General features: G+C 36.4%; 18 protein-coding genes. 6 read left to right on the plus strand and 12 right to left on the minus strand.

Annotation, left to right across the window (positions count from 1 at the left end; all coding sequences use genetic code 11):
• Positions 1–4 precede the first annotated feature (4 nt).
• The 3 genes from AYC65_RS16305 (at position 5) to AYC65_RS16315 (ending at position 3,079) form a co-directional block, all read left to right on the plus strand.
• Positions 5–1,324 (plus strand): MFS transporter, encoded by a 1,320-nt coding sequence (locus tag AYC65_RS16305; RefSeq protein WP_034869960.1) that lies wholly within the window; start codon positions 5–7, stop codon positions 1,322–1,324.
• A 38-nt stretch (positions 1,325–1,362) separates the two neighbouring features.
• On the plus strand, positions 1,363–2,076 hold the full coding sequence (locus AYC65_RS16310) for a hypothetical protein (protein ID WP_234300354.1): 714 nt from the start codon (positions 1,363–1,365) through the stop codon (positions 2,074–2,076).
• Positions 2,077–2,155: 79 nt separating this feature from the next.
• On the plus strand, positions 2,156–3,079 hold the full coding sequence (locus AYC65_RS16315) for a carbohydrate kinase family protein (protein WP_034869958.1): 924 nt from the start codon (positions 2,156–2,158) through the stop codon (positions 3,077–3,079).
• A gap of 155 nt (positions 3,080–3,234) precedes the next feature.
• On the opposite strand, the gene AYC65_RS16320 is transcribed toward AYC65_RS16315, so the two are convergent.
• The 5 genes from AYC65_RS16320 to rho all read right to left on the minus strand — a co-directional run bounded on the left by AYC65_RS16320 (position 3,235) and on the right by rho (position 7,153).
• Positions 3,235–3,930, minus strand: coding sequence for a YjjG family noncanonical pyrimidine nucleotidase (locus AYC65_RS16320; RefSeq protein WP_034869957.1), 696 nt, complete (start codon positions 3,928–3,930; stop codon positions 3,235–3,237).
• Positions 3,931–3,969: 39 nt separating this feature from the next.
• A complete protein-coding gene (locus AYC65_RS21205; RefSeq protein WP_256379382.1) occupies positions 3,970–4,104 on the minus strand; it encodes a hypothetical protein in 135 nt (44 codons plus the stop codon).
• Between the two features lie 50 nt (positions 4,105–4,154).
• Positions 4,155–4,745, minus strand: a complete 591-nt coding sequence (locus AYC65_RS16325; RefSeq protein WP_034869956.1) for an RNA polymerase sigma factor — start codon at positions 4,743–4,745, stop codon at positions 4,155–4,157.
• Positions 4,746–4,913: 168 nt separating this feature from the next.
• The gene (locus AYC65_RS16330; RefSeq protein WP_034869954.1) at positions 4,914–5,396 is read right to left on the minus strand and encodes a hypothetical protein; all 483 of its coding nucleotides are present in this window, start codon (positions 5,394–5,396) and stop codon (positions 4,914–4,916) included.
• 2 nt (positions 5,397–5,398) lie between these two features.
• Positions 5,399–7,153, minus strand: a complete 1,755-nt coding sequence (rho, locus tag AYC65_RS16335; RefSeq protein ID WP_034869952.1) for a transcription termination factor Rho — start codon at positions 7,151–7,153, stop codon at positions 5,399–5,401.
• 168 nt (positions 7,154–7,321) lie between these two features.
• Between rho and AYC65_RS16340 the strand changes: the two genes are divergently transcribed.
• Both AYC65_RS16340 and AYC65_RS16345 read left to right on the plus strand, forming a co-directional pair.
• Positions 7,322–7,711 (plus strand): DUF4293 family protein, encoded by a 390-nt coding sequence (locus tag AYC65_RS16340; protein WP_034869951.1) that lies wholly within the window; start codon positions 7,322–7,324, stop codon positions 7,709–7,711.
• Between the two features lie 109 nt (positions 7,712–7,820).
• A complete protein-coding gene (locus AYC65_RS16345; RefSeq protein ID WP_034869950.1) occupies positions 7,821–9,632 on the plus strand; it encodes an ABC transporter ATP-binding protein in 1,812 nt (603 codons plus the stop codon).
• Positions 9,633–10,078: 446 nt separating this feature from the next.
• Here the strand turns inward: AYC65_RS16345 and AYC65_RS16350 are convergent, their stop codons facing one another.
• From AYC65_RS16350 to rsfS, 6 genes are all read right to left on the minus strand, one after another.
• Complete coding sequence (locus tag AYC65_RS16350; protein ID WP_034869949.1) at positions 10,079–10,459, minus strand: OsmC family protein; 381 nt, start codon at positions 10,457–10,459, stop codon at positions 10,079–10,081.
• Positions 10,460–10,537: 78 nt separating this feature from the next.
• Positions 10,538–11,200, minus strand: a complete 663-nt coding sequence (locus AYC65_RS16355; protein WP_034869948.1) for a phosphatidylserine decarboxylase family protein — start codon at positions 11,198–11,200, stop codon at positions 10,538–10,540.
• On the minus strand, positions 11,201–12,073 hold the full coding sequence (locus tag AYC65_RS16360) for a phosphatidate cytidylyltransferase (protein ID WP_034869947.1): 873 nt from the start codon (positions 12,071–12,073) through the stop codon (positions 11,201–11,203).
• An 11-nt stretch (positions 12,074–12,084) separates the two neighbouring features.
• Positions 12,085–12,663 carry an LUD domain-containing protein gene (locus tag AYC65_RS16365; protein ID WP_034869945.1) on the minus strand — a complete coding sequence of 193 codons (579 nt, stop codon included), beginning with the start codon at positions 12,661–12,663 and terminating at the stop codon, positions 12,085–12,087.
• A 46-nt stretch (positions 12,664–12,709) separates the two neighbouring features.
• Positions 12,710–14,683: an ATP-dependent zinc metalloprotease FtsH gene (gene ftsH, locus AYC65_RS16370; protein ID WP_034869944.1), complete on the minus strand. Its 1,974-nt coding sequence runs from the start codon at positions 14,681–14,683 to the stop codon at positions 12,710–12,712.
• A gap of 36 nt (positions 14,684–14,719) precedes the next feature.
• Positions 14,720–15,082: a ribosome silencing factor gene (gene rsfS / locus AYC65_RS16375; RefSeq protein WP_009086569.1), complete on the minus strand. Its 363-nt coding sequence runs from the start codon at positions 15,080–15,082 to the stop codon at positions 14,720–14,722.
• Between the two features lie 68 nt (positions 15,083–15,150).
• Between rsfS and AYC65_RS16380 the strand changes: the two genes are divergently transcribed.
• Positions 15,151–15,870, plus strand: coding sequence for a biotin--[acetyl-CoA-carboxylase] ligase (locus tag AYC65_RS16380; RefSeq protein ID WP_034869943.1), 720 nt, complete (start codon positions 15,151–15,153; stop codon positions 15,868–15,870).
• On the opposite strand, the gene AYC65_RS16385 is transcribed toward AYC65_RS16380, so the two are convergent.
• Complete coding sequence (locus tag AYC65_RS16385) at positions 15,864–16,958, minus strand: LptF/LptG family permease (RefSeq protein WP_034869941.1); 1,095 nt, start codon at positions 16,956–16,958, stop codon at positions 15,864–15,866. The two genes, AYC65_RS16380 and AYC65_RS16385, sit on opposite strands and share 7 nt — an antisense overlap.

Below are 16,958 nucleotides of genomic sequence, written 5' to 3' on the forward strand. Positions count from 1 at the left end.
AATTATGGAAACTAAACATCGTAATAGTCTATTGCCCTTTGCAATTATTACCTTCATTTATTTTATTGTAGGTTTTCTTACCACAGTAAACGAACAATTACAGGCTCCATTAAAGTTTACATTTCTTGCAGAAGCCGGAAGCCTGAAAAATACTTTTACAACTCTCATTTCATTCTTTTTCTTTCTGGGCTATTTGCTCAACGGTACTCTGGGAAGTAAATGGGTTAATGCTTATGGTTATAAAAATACCATTCTTAGAGGTTTACTATTTATGATGTCTGGTTTATGTATGTATCTCTGTTCTTCATGGTTTGGTTATCAGTATCCACACCTGGCAATACATTTTGGTAATGCTGCATTGCCTTATGGTTTTATAATTTTTGTTATTGGCTCATATCTTATGGGGACATCAGCAGCCATTATACAGGTTGTTGTCAATCCATATGCTGCGGCTTATGAGCTGCCGGGAACGCAACCAGTACAGCGTTTAAATATTTTAACTGCTATCAATTCCATTGGTACTACTTCAGCGCCATTTTTTGTAACAGTTGTTATGTTCAGTGGTGTGTCCATTGCAAATATCGAAATCCGGCAGCTGATACTGCCTTTAGTAATACTAATAACATCGGTCCTTATTGTAACTTTAATTACTAAGAAACTTCATCTTCCGGACATTGCCAATACACGTGCTGTAACAGGTGAAAAACTGGAAAGAAGTCTCTGGTCCTTCAGGCATTTTGCACTGGGTGTACTGGCTATCTTCTTTTATGTAGGAACAGAAGTTGCCATAGGCGCTAATATTAATCTGCATGCATTCGAACTTGCTGAATCCGGACATCCAATGACATTTTTTGGTAAAAGTGATATTATTATCGGCGGAATGGATTTGGGAATACATGCTTTACTATCTACACTGTACTGGGGTGGCTTTTTAGTCGGCAGGGCTATTTCCAGCTTCTTCAGTAAAATTTCTGCAAAAACACAGCTTACCGTAACAACCGTATTGGCTACTATATTGGCTATTATCTCTATGCTTACCCAAAATTTGTGGTATCTGGTAGCTATTGGTCTGCTACATTCCACAATGTGGAGTTGTATTTTCTCCCTTGCAATAAAAGGTTTAGGTAAATACACATCAAAAGCTTCCGGTGTATTTATTTCAGCAGTTTTTGGAGGTGCTGTATTTACCTTAATACAAGGTGGTCTGGCTGATATATTTGGTTCATGGAGATGGACATGGAGCCTCACCGTTATATGTGAACTACTTATGCTTTCCTATGCACTTTTCGGTTCTCGTATAAGGCCCAAAGATATTATTCAGTAAAACTAAACCCTGACACACTTATGTATAAATTTAAATTAATGATCATTTTTTCAATGATCACAGGAAGCATATTACTATATGGCCAGGAAATACACTCCGCATTACAACTTCGTAATAACCACTTGTGGAGAGGTATAGAAGTAGCCTCTGGTCTAGTATATACCGGAGATATCCATTTGGATTATAAGAATTTTTATGGGGGATTCTGGGCAGGCGGAACAGCGAATGGCGATTACAAAGAATTCAATAACTATATCGGATACAAAAACAAACATCTGACACTAGAGCTATGGGATATTTATAATTTCTCTCCTAATGCAACCTACAATAACAAAGAGTTTTTTAATTACAATGCCAGGGAGACCGGACGCTTCATGGATTTCAGATCTTATTATACAATCAGTGACCGTATACCATTGATCCTAAGCTGGAATACTGTAATCTCCGGCAGGGACAGAAATAAAGAGAACACACACAATAAGTATTCTACTTTTGTCTTTGCAGAATATCCGGTATACAAAAAGGATGATTTGGAAGTACGTGGGAGACTTGGTTATAGCTTTGCAATAAACAATCCCGGAGAACAGAACAACTTCTTTTCGAAGAGGGCAGGTTTCAACGAAATCAGCCTTATGATATCGAAGCCTTTGTCAATAGGCAATTACAAGATCCCGCTAGGATTATGGGGAATGTGGAATCCAGTAGATAATCGTGCGATTCTACAATTTTCAGCACAGGTATACTCTTTTTAGTATTACATCTATAAAAAAGAAATACATTATTTTTAATGAAGAAATCATTCATAACCGAAAAGGCTATTAAATAATTATAATGAAAGAAAATAAAATAAAAGTTGCCTGCTATGGCGAAGTATTATGGGATATATTTCCGGGAGGGCAGCAAAGAGCCGGAGGAGCTCCGTTTAATGTCGCTTACCACCTTTCCAGAATGGGTGTAGATGCTCATATGATTAGCAGCGTTGGTAGTGATCACTTAGGAAGTGAATTACTGGAAAAAATCCAAAACTGGAACATTCCTATTAATGGGATTCAGATAAATGACCAATATCCTACCAGTACAGTCGTAGCTACTATAGATGAGAATAATGATGCCCACTATGATATCATTCAGCATGTAGCCTGGGATTATATTGAAACCAGACCTGCAGATCTAAACCTCCTAACAGAAACTGATGCATTGGTATTCGGAACATTGGCCGCCAGAAATGAAAAATCCAAAAATACATTGTTCGAGTTAACAGAAGCCAGCAATTATAATGTATTCGATATTAACCTGCGTCCTCCTTATTACGATATACACTTGATTAAAGACTTATTGCACAGGACTCAGTTGGCAAAGTTCAACAAAGCGGAGCTTCGCATGATGCTGGATTTTATGGGTAAAGATTACGTTACCGAAAAAGACAGTATACAATATCTCCAGGATGTATTTGGTATGAAGGAAATAATTGTTTCTAAAGGCAGCAAAGGAGCATTATATGCCAATAAAGATAACTTCTATTTGTATCCAACAGTGTCTGTTGAAGTAAAAGATACCGTAGGCAGCGGCGATTCTTTTCTTGCCGGCTTTTTATCCAAACGCTTAGAAACAGGTACTTCTGCTCAACAGATTATGCACCAGGCTGTCGCACTGGGTGCATTTATTACTGCACAAGAAGGAGCCTGCCCGGAATACACCCTGGATTATTTTACAAAGTTCAGAGATCAACACCAGGTTTCTGCGCTTCCTGTATAAATCTCTGGCGGGAATTATTTATAAATTACAAAAGAAATTAAAGAAAAACGTCATAGGTTTTGAAAGCCTATGACGTTTCTATATTAAAGCAATATTTAATTTCTAGAGAAAGGAGAATAATCTTAGTTTTTCAAAAACTGAAGTATACACTTCGTTTACAGAAAGCTTTTTATATCCAAAAGATGTTTTACAGATTTTAGTTTTTCTTCTTGCTTATCTTCTTTCAAAGCATCAAAGAAAATAACATCCATACCGAATCCTTGTGAGCCTTTTACATCAGCAATCCAATCGTCTCCTATCAGAATACTTTCTTCTTTCTGAGCGTTAGCTTTTCCCAATGCGAACTCAAATATTTTTGGATTTGGTTTTCTTACGCCTACATCATCTGCACTTGTTATGGTTTCAAAGTAAGGAGTTAAGCCCGAACCTTTTATTTTACGGTGAGTAACATCATAAAAGCCATTCGAAATAATATGGATATTGTAATTTTTATCTTTAAGATAGTCTAGCACTTCCTTTGTTCCGTCTACAAGTTCGTTGTAACCAACAATTTCATCAAGGAAATTTATTTCAAAATGCTCAGCCAGTTCCGTATTGTCTACACCAAAGAACAGGAAGGTATCATAGAAGCGATGTTGTCTTAGATATTCCTTATCAATTTCACCATCTCTTATCTGTTCCCATAATCTCTCATTAATTTCATCATATTTGTTATGAAATTCTTCAAAGTCTATTCCATAAAGACTATTTATCTCTTTGCGGTTGAAAAGATCCTTAAGTGTTAAATATGCATTCTTGCGGTGGTCCCACAAAGTATTGTCAAGGTCAAAAAAAATGTGTCTAAATTTCATAATGTAAAATTCAGACACAAATTTAAAGAAAATTGCTAGTTAGTTTTTAGAGAATACAACTTTTATAGTACGTGTATCCACTATTTTAATATTTTTGGAATAGCTTAACAAGAAATCTATTGTAGATTTTCTTGGCTTGAACTTAGCCTTTCCTAAAGAGTCGAGTTGTTTCATAGAAAATCGTTTCGTTATTATATCTATATAACGCACCGATTTTCAATTTATTATTTAGTAAGGATAATTTGATGTTCCTCCATCATTTTCCGTAGGTTAATAAGTGCATAGCGCACCCTGCCTAAGGTCGTATTAATACTTGAATTGGTATGTTCGGCAATTTCTTTAAAACTTAATTCTTTAAAGAAGCGGAGTTCCAACACTTCTCTTTGATTTTCCGGAAGGCATTCTATCATTTTGTACAGATCATCATTAATCTGAATCTGGATTAGCCTATCTTCTATATTCGCATCAGGTTCCTTTATGATGTCGAAAATAGAGAATTCTTCATTATCATAAGAAGATTCGGATATCTTGAAGTTTTTTGATTTTTGTCTGTAGTGGTCAATAACCAGATTATGAGCAATACGTTTAGCCCATAATGAGAATTTGCCTTCATCTTTATAGCGCCCTTCTTTCAGGGTCACAATAATTTTCATGAAAGTATCCTGAAAAACATCATTGGCGAGGTCTTCGTCTCCTAATTTGTAAAAAATAAAAGTGAAAATTTCGCGTTGGTGGCGCTTTAAGAGGATTTCCAAAGCTGCTTCATTTCCTTTTTGAAAATCAGCAATAAGTTTACTATCTGGCAGTGTCTTCATTATTCATTTACTTTAAAATGCCGAAAAGCAGTAGCAAAATTATTTTGCCATCTCTTCGAATCATTGTTTTAAAGTAAACTTCCTGCTTATAGTAATATTATTTGTTTGTTTGAACTGCTAAATTATAAAATTATTTAATAACACCAACTTTTAATAAAAGAAATCGTGCTATTTTTTAGATAAAGCTACTAAAGGAATATTAAAAGTCAGATTAAAATTAAAGCCTTTCAACTGTTTCCCGTTTAAAGTAGCATCTCCGTAATTAAAGGCATAACCTCCGGTAAGATCTATAATCCCGAAAAGGCTGAATCCTGCTTTTGGTGCAATATACTTGTTCGTACTTTCAGCACCTAGGAGAAAATACCATGAGTGAAAAATATCTACGTTCTTTTCGAAGTTCAATAAAATATCTGCCTGTACTTTTGGCATAACAGCAAACTTACCATTAGTCTCACCCATCATTGCGGCTGCTCCTACTCTGAAAAGAGTATCGTCGTTGGTTAAAAATAATAGACGCCCGCCTACTTCTCCAAAGCTTTGGTTCTGATAAGCATATCCGGCATGCACCATTGGGTGTACTGTTAGCTGAGCCTTTGCTGCTACTGAAAGTAGCAACAAAAACGCAGGTAATATTTTAAGAAAAATCTTCATGACTATTTGTTCATGGACATTAAGAACTCTTCATTATTTACAGTAGACTGCATGTGTTTTTTTACAAACTCCATCGCTTCTACAGGATTCATATCTGCAAGATACTTACGCATAATCCACATTCTTTGCTGGGTTACCTCGTCAAGTAATAAATCGTCTCTACGTGTACTGGAAGAGATAAGATCTACAGCAGGGTAAATACGCTTGTTCGCGATTTTTCTGTCTAATTGAAGTTCCATGTTACCTGTTCCTTTGAATTCTTCAAAGATCACTTCGTCCATTTTAGAACCTGTATCAATTAATGCAGTTGCAATAATAGTTAACGAACCACCACCTTCAATTTTTCTCGCTGCACCAAAGAATCTCTTTGGCTTATGCAATGCATTAGCATCCACACCACCAGAAAGTATTTTCCCGGATGCAGGAGTTACTGTGTTGTAAGCTCTAGCCAAACGTGTAATAGAATCCAGAAGGATTACTACATCATGACCACATTCTACAAGCCTCTGCGCTTTAGACAATACCAGATTGGCAACTTTTACGTGCTTGTCAGCAGCTTCGTCGAATGTAGATGCAATAACTTCCGCATTTACGCTTCTCTGCATATCGGTAACTTCTTCAGGTCTTTCGTCAATTAGTAAGACCATCATATAGGCTTCCGGGTGGTTTGCAGAAATGCTGTTGGCAATATCCTTCAACAACATTGTTTTACCAGTTTTAGGCTGTGCTACGATCATCGCACGCTGTCCTTTACCAATTGGTGCAAAAAGGTCTACAATTCTTGTTGATAGTGTTGCATTTTTTCCAGCCAGGTTAAATTTCTCCTGTGGGAAAAGTGGCGTTAAAAATTCGAAAGCTACTCTGTCCTTAATATAAGCAAGATCTCTCCCGTTTACTTCTGTAGGACGTTGTAAAGAGAAATACTTCTCTCCTTCTTTAGGCAAACGAACAATACCTTTTACGGTATCACCAGTTTTTAATCCGTAGTTCTTAATCTGACTTGTAGACACATATACATCATCCGGAGACGAGATATAACTAAAGTCTGAAGATCTAAGGAATCCATAATTATCTGGTAAAATTTCCAGAACACCTTCCACAGTTACAATACCATCGAAGCTATATTCTTTCTTCTGAGGTTCAGAATGTTTTGCATCACCATTATTTCTGTTTTGATTATGGTGATGTTGTCTATTCTGATTATTGTTGTTATTGTTCTGGTTGTTATTTTTTTGCTGAGGAACAGCTTGTGTTTCTTTTTTGGCAGGTGCCACAACTTCAACAGGTTCTGAAGCTTCCGGAGCAGTTTCTTCCGGTGTTGTCTTTGCCTCTACAGGCGGTGGAGTTTTGGTAACTCTTCTTCTTTGCTTTTTTTCTGGCTGACTAATTTCCTCGGTAACTTTAGCAGCCTCCTCTACAGGAACTTCAGCTTTAGTAGTCTCGGCCTTCTTTCTAACTTCCTTTACAGGCGCTTCAGGCTTAGCCGGTTCCTCTGGAGTTTTTACAACTTCAGCTTTGGCAGCAGGCTTCCTTCCTCTTTTCTTAGGTTGTGCAGCTTCTTCATTTCCGGCATCATTTCCTTTATCCTGTGGTCCGAGGTAATCCTTAATCGTTTGAGGGTTGGATGCCTGAAAATCCAATATAGCGTAAATTTTTTCGTTAATATCGGAAGTTTTCTTCACACCAATACCTAAATCTTTTGAGATTTTCGTCAATTCGGTATCCGATTTTGACTTTAGACTTTCAATGTCAAACATATGAAATTAATAATGTATGTAAGGTATAAAATTGTAATTTAAAATCTTTATGAGAGTGAACCTATCAGATTGATAATGTCCATTTTGCGATTCTGTGTAATGCAAATCTACACATTTTTTATAAAAACCAAAAAAATATTATTACTTTTGCATAAATTAATTGCATAGATGCTTCAAAGAATACAAACTATCTGGATGTTTCTTGCTGTATTAGCCGCTGTTTTTTTATTTTATACAGGGCAGGATGTAGACGTATTAGGAACAACTCCTGTTATAACTATTGCAACAGTCATATTGATATTAATCTCTTTGCTAAGCATTTTCAGTTATAAAAACAGAAAAAGACAAATCTTGCTGAATAATATCAGCATTTTTATAAACGCCTTGTTGATCGGCTTATTGGCTTACTGGCTACTAAACTTACCCGGAGGAATTAGTTTTCCTGAGAAGGGTATTGAGTTAACATTTCCGCTCATCGCAATTGTAGGTTTGATTATAGCAAACATCTACATTAAAAAAGATGAGAAACTTGTAAAATCTGTAGACAGATTCCGGTAGACTTACAACGATTTTTTTGAGTGAGAACCGTCCTGAGAAGGACGGTTTTTTCATGTATGCTGTATAGTAAATGTAAATGCATTACATTTGTAGCTTAATCTAAAAATTGATGAACTTATACTTTAGGATTCTAAAATTTGCTAAACCACACCAAAAATATATTTACGGGAGTTTATTCTTCAACATTTTATACTCTCTACTTCAGATAGCATCCATCGGAACGCTTTTACCTGTACTGGGAATACTCTTCGGTACAGAAAAGCAGGAAATAAAAGGCGACGGTTTTTCCGACAACCTTAAAAGGACGCTCTACACTTTTATTAATAATGAAATAGAAAAGCATGGCAGTTTAAATGTATTGCTTTGGCTTTGTATTATTACCGGCGTTGCTTTCTTTCTGAGAAACATTGTCCGTTATCTTGGAGCTTACCTTCTGATCTTCTACCGCGTTGGAGTAACAAAAGATCTTAGAGGATCTATGTACAGAAAGATTCTTACGCTTCCTGTATCTTTCTTTTCGGAGCAAAGAAAAGGAGATCTTATGTCCAGAATGTCTAATGATGTCGGCGAAGTAGAAAATAATATTCTGGGAAGCCTTGTAGACCTCGTAAACTCACCGTTTATGTTAATAGGTACACTGGCTTCTTTATTCTTTTTAAATCCACAGTTAACACTTTTCAGTTTACTTGTATTACCTGTAATGGGAACATTAATTTCTCTTATAGGGAAAAGTCTGAAAAAGGATTCTCACAAAGCACAGAATGAATTGGGGAATGTTTTCTCCATCGTAGATGAAACACTGAAGTCCGCAAAGATTATTAAGATTTTCAATGCCGATAAGCTACTCGACAATCGTTTTACCGGTTCAATGACCAAATGGATCAATCACTCCATCAGTCTTGGCAGAAAAAGAGAGCTCGCCTCTCCTATGAGTGAATTCTTAGGAGCTATTACTTTCCTTATTATTACATGGTACGGAGGTTACCAGATTCTGGTAAATAAGAATATGCAGCCACAGGACTTTTTAGTTTTTCTGGGTATGTTCTTTCAGATCTTACCTCCTGCAAAGAGCTTAGCAACATCTATATCCAATATCCAAAAAGGTGAAGCGTCGCTTGTAAGAGTAATGGACATATTAGATGCCGATGTTAAGGTTGACGAAATAGCGAATCCTATTCCGGTTTCTGAGCTGAAAGATCGTATTGAGTTCAAAAACGTAGGTTTCTATTATAACAAGGAAAATCTGATTCTGAAAAACTTTAATCTTAGTATTCCAAAAGGCAGTACTGTTGCTCTGGTAGGACAAAGTGGTAGCGGAAAAACAACGATAGCCAACCTTCTGGCTCGTTTCTATGATGTAACTGAAGGCACTATAACAGTAGACGGCAACAATATTAAAGACTTGAAATTAAAGGAATACCGAGCTATTCTGGGTATGGTAACTCAGGAATCAGTATTATTCAATGATACAATCTATAACAATATTGCCATGGGTAAAGAAAATGCTACCCGTGAGGAAATTATTGAAGCTGCAAAAATTGCTAATGCACATCAGTTTATAGAAAGTCTTCCCGACGGCTATGAAACCAATATTGGAGACGATGGGAACAAGCTATCCGGGGGTCAGAAACAAAGAGTTTCAATTGCCCGTGCCGTGCTGAAGAATCCACCAATTATGATTCTGGATGAGGCTACATCGGCTCTGGATACAGAGTCTGAACGTTTTGTACAGGAAGCTTTGGAAAAAATGATGGAAAACAGAACCTCTCTGGTGATTGCCCACAGACTGTCGACAATCCAGAAAGCAGACTGGATCGTTGTGATGGAAAGAGGTGTTATTGTTGAGCAGGGTACCCATCATAATCTGATGGACAATAATAGTGTATACCGTAAATTAGTAGATCTTCAGAACTTTGATTAATCAAGTCTGACAAAAAACTAAAATATTTTATAAGGCACAAAAGAAATTTCTTTTGTGCCTTTATATTTAATTTAGCCAGGCTTTATTTTATTGGTGGATCATATACAAATTCTGATGAGAAATAGATAATTCCTGTTTTCAGATAGTATTCCTCTGGAATACTTACTTACTGGCGCATCTGTTTTTACACAGATCAAGCTCCTCCGGAGCTAACATATAATAACATGAATTTTACACAAAAAAGTTCCTTATAATAGACAAAAGTTCCTTTAGGAACTTTATCTCTATAGATTCTAATAATTAAAAATCATAGCGTTCCAGAAGAACGTTATCCTAGCATAGAGTATTAAAAACTTCCGATACCAGAAGACTTAAGACAAAATCTTTTTTTTATCTTGATTAACTAAACTTATGGTATAATCCCAGAATTCGTACTGCTTCCTTTCTTAAATCCAGGAAGTTTTCATATCATTCTGGTCCAGCATTTTATGCACAGGGCATTTGTCTGCTATTTCCAGAAGCTTATCTTTCTGTTCGTCGCTAAGCTCAACATTTGTTGATAAACTTATTCTGAAAGTGTTTTCTCCTTTTGTGTTTACTATTCTCTTAGCTTCTACATACAAATCACCAAGTTCCCATTGTTTACGGTCTGCATACATTTTTAGTGTAATTGCCGTACATGAAGCCAGTGCTGCATCTAAAAGTTCTGTTGGTTTTGGGCCAAGATTCTGACCTCCGACATTCTTAGGTTCATCTACATGAACTCTGTAAGAATCCAATTCAACATCTGTATAATAGTTCTGTTGTGAAATTAATGCTTTTGCCATGAGTTAAAAATACAACAAAAAAACAGGTCCTGAAAATGGGACCTGCTTTTTTATTATTCTAATCTTGCTAACGAAGATTTATTTATTTTCCGTAGGAAGCTTTGCAATAACATCTATACCTCCTTTTGTAATATCTCCTATTTTACAGATTACTTCTGTATCTAAAGGCAGGAAAACGTCCATTCTGGACCCGAATTTAATAAAACCATATTCGTGTCCGGCTTTTGCAGAATCTCCGATTTCCGGGTAGAATACGATACGTCTAGCCACATATCCTGCAATCTGTCTGAATACAACATTAGCACCTGTTAAAGTTTTAACTGCCATAGTTGTTCTTTCATTAAGCTCAGAGGATTTCTCATGCCATGCAACCAGATATTTACCTTTATGGTATTTCTTATATGTTACCTCCCCTGTAACCGGATAACGGCAAACGTGTACATTAAGTGGTGACATAAAAATAGAAATCTGCAGACATTCCTGCTGAAGAACTTCTCCTTCGAAGACCTTCTTTATCATTACTACTTTACCATCTACCGGAGCAATAACATTATCCACCTGATCCAGAATATCTCTTTCAGGATCTCTGAAGAACCACATTACAAAACCATATAGTACCAGTAATGGTATAATAATAAGCAATGACCACATCTCCAGAAAGTAGATACTAACTCCTGAAATAATAATAATGGCTAATAAAACCGTAAGTAAAGTACCTTTACCTTCTTTGTGAAATTTCATCTAAAACCTTGTTAAAATCATAAAATAAATATAAACGACAGGAGCGCAAAGTATAAAGCTGTCCAGCCTGTCCAATACACCTCCGTGTCCCGGGATTATATTCCCCGAATCTTTTACTTTGAAAGTTCTTTTGAGCTGTGACTCTACCAAATCTCCCAACGGTGCAAAGATAGCAACTAAAAGTCCAACCACCATCCAGTTTCCTTTCATTTCAGGGAATTTATATTCAATAAAATACCCTAAAATCACTGTACATATAACACCACCGGCAAAACCTTCCCATGTTTTTTTAGGACTGATCGTTGGTGCCATTTTATGCTTACCAAACAATCTACCGGCAAAATATGCAAAAGAATCGCTACTCCAGATCAGGACAAACAGCATAAAAGCCTCCCAGCTGAAGTGGGTATCATAAGGTAAAAAGTCTGGTAACCCAAGTGCAAAACCAAAAGGAATTGTTACATACAGGATAGTAAAGATCATTTTACCATTATCATTTTTAATTTCCTGCGGAAACTTGAAAATAGTAATCATGGCCAATGCCATCAGTATAATGCCAAAAATATCCATCATGTTAATTCCTAAATAGAAATACTGATAGAAAAATTTATAAGAAAATCTGTAATAGATGTATCCGCCAAGAATAACGGTTATAAGAATCCATAACCAGGATTTCAATTTTGTAATCTTCACACATTCATAAACGCCAACGATTACAAAAAAAGTCATCAGTCCGTAATACAGATAAGACTGATTAACAGATACTGAAAATGTTTTTAAAATAAGTGTGGAGCCGTAATGGGTTGTACACAGAAAAATAACCAATCCGTATATCAGTCCTGAAATAAGACGCTGTATGAGGTTTTTATCCAAAATGATGCCTTTTAATCTTCCAGCAAAAGTAAGAAAAGTTTAGTATTATCCGGGTTAGGAGAATCTAATTTGGAAATATTTCCACTAATTGATGTAAGATTTTTCAGGGTTCCTCTGCGCTTAACTTTCATCATAGCGTCGTTGAGGTTAGCAACAATCTGAGAGACGTTTGCTATAATAATGATCTTCTCGGGTAATGAAGATGAAGGAAAATGTCTGATATTATTATAAGACAACATGATTCTGCCATCGAAAGCGATAAGATATTCGCATGAAATAAAGGCAGTATCATTTACAAGTTCCAGACTTTCGGTGTAAGGAACTTTTACAACATCCAGGAAGCTTTGTAAATCTTCGTCGCAGCAGAAAACAGATTTTACCTGTTCAAGTTTGAGTATACTATTCAAAGCTTGAAGAGCCTCTGCCTCGTCCGCACAATAGTTAAAATAACCTCCTGAATGTGTGAAAAGTTGAGCAAATTTATAGTCGAGATCAGCATTTTTCAGTTGATCCCCCAGACGAACAGAAGTTATTTCCTCCTCCTCGTCTTTATTAAACAGTTTATTAACAATTTTTTTAAAAATGCTCAATCTGAATATTTTTAATTAGCCTAACAAAAATAAAAATTATTTTTAATTAAAGCTCTTTTGCTTCCTCATTTATTGGGCTAACAGTATCATTCTCTGTCGTTGCAGAAAGTGGTTGCTCTGTTAACTCCGGATCCCAGGCTCTTTTTCCAAAGATTTCTTCCAGATCTTCTCTAAAAATAACTTCCTTATCTAATAACTTAGACGCTAAAGCATCCAATTTATTGCGATGAGTTGAAAGAATTTCTACAGCTCTCTGATACTGAGACTCTACAATTTTGGAAATTTCCTTATCTATAAGCTTAGCGGTTTCTTCTGAATATGGTTTTCCAAAAGAATATTCCTGCTGACCTGAGCTGTCATAATATGACAGGTTACCTACAGCATCACTTAGTCCGTAGATTGTTACCATTGCCTGTGCCTGCTTAGTTACTCTTTCCAAATCGGAAAGGGCACCTGTAGAAATATTTCCGAATACAACCTGCTCTGCAGCTCTACCACCTAATGTTGCACACATCTCGTCCAGCATTTGTTCAGTTGTAGTAAGTTGTCTTTCTTCCGGAAGATACCATGCTGCTCCAAGAGAACGTCCTCTTGGTACAATTGTAACCTTCAGTAAAGGTGCTGCATGTTCTACCAACCAGCTAACAGTAGCGTGACCTGCTTCATGGAAAGCAACTCTGCGTTTTTCAGATGGCTTAATTGCTTTATTTTTCTTTTCAAGACCACCAATAATTCTGTCTACAGCATCCAGGAAGTCTTGTTTATTAACAGATTCATGCCCGTTTCTAGCTGCGATAAGAGCAGCTTCATTACAAACATTGGCAATATCAGCCCCACTGAATCCAGGTGTTTGCTTCGCTAGGAAGTCAACATCTACAGAAGAATCCAGTTTAATTTTTTTAAGGTGAACATTAAAGATTTGCTTACGCTCGTGCAATTCCGGAAGATCCACATAAATAGATCTGTCAAAACGTCCTGCACGCATTAATGCTTTATCCAGGATATCTGCACGGTTAGTAGCTGCCATTACAATAACGTTGGTATCAGTACCGAAACCATCCATTTCTGTCAACAACTGGTTTAGTGTATTTTCTCTTTCGTCGTTGCCACCTGTAATATTTCCACGGCCTCTGGCTCTACCAATAGCATCAATCTCATCGATAAATATAATCGCCGGAGATTTTGCTTTTGCCTGTGCAAAAAGGTCACGTACCCTGGATGCTCCTACCCCTACAAACATTTCCACAAAATCAGAACCTGAAAGTGAGAAGAAAGGAACTTTTGCTTCACCTGCTACAGCTTTTGCCAATAAGGTTTTACCTGTTCCCGGAGGGCCTACTAAAAGAACACCTTTTGGTATTTTACCTCCTAACTTGGTGTATTTTTCAGAGTTTTTCAGAAAGTCTACAACTTCCTGTACTTCTTCTTTAGCACCTTCTAAACCAGCAACATCTTTGAAGCTAACGTTTACTTTTTCTTTTTCATCAAAAAGTTTCGCTCTCGATTTTCCAATGTTAAAGATTTGGCCACCAGCCCCACCTGAGCCACCAGCTATCTTTCTGAAGAAGATATAATAGAATAAAACCATAATACCTACCCAAACCAGAATATTCATAAGGAAACTACTCCATGGAGAGCTTTCCGTATCGAACGTAAGTTTAGATTTGATATTTGAATCTTTATCTGTGATAGCATTATAGCGTTCCTGAAAATACTTCAGGTCACCAATATTTACAGTAAAATCCGGGTTTTCTTTCATGAATCCCATCATTGGCGACGGAGTCGTTTTCTTCTTAGCCAATGCAGGATCATTTTTAGCTTCAGGCGTTAAAAAAACCTGAGCAACGTCTGTATCTTTTAATACGACAACATTTTTGATTTTATTTTGACTCAATAATGCATAAAAACTTTTCTCATCTAGTTTTCTGGTGTCCGATGAAGACATTAAACCAGGAAGGAAAAGCATAAGCAATACTGCTGCAAAGATTAAATAAAACCAATTAAATCCTTTACTTTTCATTACTTCTTTTAAATAATTAGGAGAGCGTTCTCTCTGTTAAGATTCTATTTTTGTGACTTTGGCATCCCCCCAAAGGCTTTCAATATCGTAATATTCACGAATATGTCTTTGGAAGATATGCACAACAACCGATACATAGTCTACTAATACCCACAATGAGTTTTCAGCACCTTCCACATGCCATGGACGATCCTGTAGTTCATTTCTTACTTTCTTTTCTACATTTCCTGCGATTGCTGAAACCTGTGTATTAGAATTGGCACTACATATAATAAATGTATCGGCAACTGTATTTTCAATATGCGAGAGATCAAGAACTTGGATATCCTCACCTTTAGTATCCTGAATCGCTTCTAGTATTTTGTCTATTAGTTGCTGTTTTTCTGTATTTTTACTCATTCAAAAAATTGTAATATTTGCAAAGTTACTTTTTTTTATCTCAAATCCTCTTTAATTAGCTTTAAAAAATGAACAGCCTGCTTTACCTTCCAAGTGTTGGATCCACAAACGATATCGTTTCTGAACTTGCAAATCCAAACGCTACAGGAATATCCTCCGTATATACATTTGACCAGACCAAAGGACGTGGACAATATGGCAACACCTGGAAAATTCCAAAAGATAAGAACGTGGCTTACTCTTTTATCTTACCAACAAAGCTAGTGAGATTGTCTCCAAATCTATTCAACTTCTATACCGCTTTGTTACTTCGTGACTTTATTGTCAAAATTACCGATAAAGAGGCAAAAGTGAAGTGGCCCAACGATATAATTCTGCAAAATAAAAAAATTGTGGGAATTCTCATAGAGAAAATTACAGTGGAACATGTAGATTATTATATTGCAGGTTTTGGAGTAAATGTTCTTCAGGATAATTTTGAGGAGATTACAAAAGCGGGTTCTATAAAGACACAAACTGGTTTAAGCTTCGACCTGCATCAGTTTGCAGAAAATATGCACAATCATTTTTCTGAGCATCTTGTTCAGTTTCCTTCAGATGAAGAAGTGTTGGCACGATACAATGAGGCATTGTTCCGAAAAGACCAGATATCCGTGTTTGAGATTAACAATATCAGACAAAATGGCATCATAAGATATGTTGACAAAGACGGTTATCTAAATGTAGAACTGGAAAATGAAAACGAAATGAAAAAGTTTTTCCACAAAGAAATCACCCTGCTTTATTGATTAGCACGCTTCCAGTATAGATAGAACGCAATCGGAGCAAATACAATATTCGGGAGCCACATAGCCACCAAAGGTGATAAAGTTTGTGAAGAGGAAACCAGTTTCAGCACTTCGAATGAGAAGACAAAGACAAAGGCCAGGGCAATACCAATTGCCAGGTTTGCTCCAAGTCCTCCTCTTTTCTTCTGGGAAGAAAGTGATAGTGCCAAAAAGGTTAGTATAATAATAGAAAAAGGCATGGCAGTACGCAGATGCAGCTCATTCTGATAGGCGGCAACATTTGCATTACCTTTCCTTCTTTCGTTATTGATAAACTTAATAAGTTCGGGTGTTGTCTTGTTTTCACCGACAAGTTCATCCGGGAAAATTTCTTCAGGAGATGCCCCCAGCTTCTGGTACTTTGTATCTCCTTTAGCTAGTTTTTCGGTATCATCTTTATTCACCCACTTTTCGTAATAATTGGTCAGCATGAAGCTTTTCTTCTTTTCTTCCCACACCATATCACTTGAAGTAAGCTGATAAATCAGTCGTCTGTTTTTATCAAATTTCTGATAAAGATAGGAGAAACCTCTTTTCTCTTTAGGATTATAGCTATTGATAAAAACATACTCTGTAGGCGATAACTGTGTAGAAATCTGACGGCTATCCGTAAATTTACTTCTATTGGCCGCACTATAGGTATAGATGATTAGCTTATTTTTCTTAATATTCGCCCATGGCAATATAAAGTGATTAATTGCCAGTGCAGAAAATGCCAGTAATAAAGCGGCAATAAGATAAGGCTTGGCAAATCTGTGAAAGCTGGCTCCACTACTAATAATAGCTACAATTTCGGTATTATTGGCCATTCTCGATGTAAAGAAAATAACCGAAATAAATACCAGAATAGACATAAAGGTTATAACAAGATATACTAACCAGTATGGATAAAAATGGATCAGAAAGTAACTTGTTGTAAAACCATTACTTTCAATACGCGGAATCTTTGCCTGAACGTCTATCACCAATACAATAATAGACAGCAATGCCAACATAAATCCCAGGGTTCCCAGGAATTTCCGGATAATATATTTATCTATAATCTTCAA

This window comes from Elizabethkingia bruuniana, assembly GCF_002024805.1.
Taxonomy (GTDB): Bacteria; Bacteroidota; Bacteroidia; order Flavobacteriales; family Weeksellaceae; genus Elizabethkingia; species Elizabethkingia bruuniana.

Excerpts from the sequence above, each read along its gene's own strand:
- AYC65_RS16305 (WP_034869960.1), top strand. The coding sequence starts at position 5 with ATGGAAACTAAACATCGTAATAGTCTATTGCCCTTTGCAATTATTACC.
- AYC65_RS16310 (WP_234300354.1), top strand. The coding sequence starts at position 1,363 with ATGATCATTTTTTCAATGATCACAGGAAGCATATTACTATATGGCCAG.
- AYC65_RS16315 (WP_034869958.1), top strand. The coding sequence starts at position 2,156 with ATGAAAGAAAATAAAATAAAAGTTGCCTGCTATGGCGAAGTATTATGG.
- AYC65_RS16320 (WP_034869957.1), bottom strand. The coding sequence starts at position 3,930 with ATGAAATTTAGACACATTTTTTTTGACCTTGACAATACTTTGTGGGAC.
- AYC65_RS21205 (WP_256379382.1), bottom strand. The coding sequence starts at position 4,104 with ATGAAACAACTCGACTCTTTAGGAAAGGCTAAGTTCAAGCCAAGAAAA.
- AYC65_RS16325 (WP_034869956.1), bottom strand. The coding sequence starts at position 4,745 with ATGAAGACACTGCCAGATAGTAAACTTATTGCTGATTTTCAAAAAGGA.
- AYC65_RS16330 (WP_034869954.1), bottom strand. The coding sequence starts at position 5,396 with ATGAAGATTTTTCTTAAAATATTACCTGCGTTTTTGTTGCTACTTTCA.
- rho (WP_034869952.1), bottom strand. The coding sequence starts at position 7,153 with ATGTTTGACATTGAAAGTCTAAAGTCAAAATCGGATACCGAATTGACG.
- AYC65_RS16340 (WP_034869951.1), top strand. The coding sequence starts at position 7,322 with ATGCTTCAAAGAATACAAACTATCTGGATGTTTCTTGCTGTATTAGCC.
- AYC65_RS16345 (WP_034869950.1), top strand. The coding sequence starts at position 7,821 with ATGAACTTATACTTTAGGATTCTAAAATTTGCTAAACCACACCAAAAA.
- AYC65_RS16350 (WP_034869949.1), bottom strand. The coding sequence starts at position 10,459 with ATGGCAAAAGCATTAATTTCACAACAGAACTATTATACAGATGTTGAA.
- AYC65_RS16355 (WP_034869948.1), bottom strand. The coding sequence starts at position 11,200 with ATGAAATTTCACAAAGAAGGTAAAGGTACTTTACTTACGGTTTTATTA.
- ftsH (WP_034869944.1), bottom strand. The coding sequence starts at position 14,683 with ATGAAAAGTAAAGGATTTAATTGGTTTTATTTAATCTTTGCAGCAGTA.
- rsfS (WP_009086569.1), bottom strand. The coding sequence starts at position 15,082 with ATGAGTAAAAATACAGAAAAACAGCAACTAATAGACAAAATACTAGAA.
- AYC65_RS16380 (WP_034869943.1), top strand. The coding sequence starts at position 15,151 with ATGAACAGCCTGCTTTACCTTCCAAGTGTTGGATCCACAAACGATATC.